The organism is Mesorhizobium sp. YIM 152430, from assembly GCF_029210365.1.
GTDB lineage: Bacteria > Pseudomonadota > Alphaproteobacteria > Rhizobiales > Rhizobiaceae > Aliihoeflea.
Genome location: NZ_JARGES010000042.1, coordinates 1 through 728, shown reverse-complemented (window position 1 = coordinate 728; position 728 = coordinate 1). Strand labels below are relative to the sequence as shown.

Below are 728 nucleotides of genomic sequence, written 5' to 3'. Positions count from 1 at the left end.
TCCCGGCGCCATCGGCGGCGCGCTGCGCATGAATGCAGGCGCCAACGGCACCGAGACGCGCGAGCGCGTCGTCGACGTCTATGCCATGGATCGCAAGGGCAATCGGCACATCCTGTCCAATGCCCAGATGGGCTATGCCTATCGCCATTCGTCGGTTTCTCCCGATCTGATCTTCACCGGTGCGCTTTTCGAGGGCCATCGCGAAGNCATCACCGCGAGACGGTGCAGCCGATCAAGGAGAAGACCGGCGGCTCGACCTTCAAGAATCCCGAGGGCAGCTCGGCCTGGAAGGAGATCGACAAGGCCGGTTGCCGCGGGCTGATGATCGGCGGCGCGCAGATGTCGCCGCTCCACTGCAATTTCATGATCAACACCGGCAATGCGTCGGCGCATGATCTGGAACTTCTCGGCGAAACGGTCCGTGCCCGCGTCGCGGAAAATTCGGGCATCGTCCTCGATTGGGAAATCAAGCGCCTGGGCGTGGCGAAAGCCGGCCATGCGGTCGAGCCATTCGCCGGTTCGCCACCCAGTTCCTGAACCTTCAATCACGCCGGTTCATAAAAAATAATCTTCCCTGAATCCGAAGCCCTTGCCACGGAATCCGCGATCTGATTCCTTGGACTTGCGGCGTTATCTGATTTGAGTCGGCCACGCATGATGCGTGAGGGGACGGGAGGCGAATTGTGCCTGCCGATTGCGGATTCATGGGGCTCGATCGACGCAGGTTT

Annotated in this window: 1 protein-coding gene and 1 pseudogene; one reads left to right on the top strand and one right to left on the bottom strand. The window is 60.9% G+C overall.

Going from position 1 to position 728, the window contains the following annotated elements:
• A pseudogene (locus PZ895_RS12150) lies at positions 1 to 537 on the top strand (UDP-N-acetylenolpyruvoylglucosamine reductase); the annotation flags it as partial.
• A gap of 8 nt (positions 538 to 545) precedes the next feature.
• On the opposite strand, the gene PZ895_RS12145 reads toward PZ895_RS12150, so the two are convergent.
• Positions 546 to 728: hypothetical protein (locus PZ895_RS12145; protein WP_275839259.1), on the bottom strand; the 183-nt coding region annotated here is incomplete at its 5' end.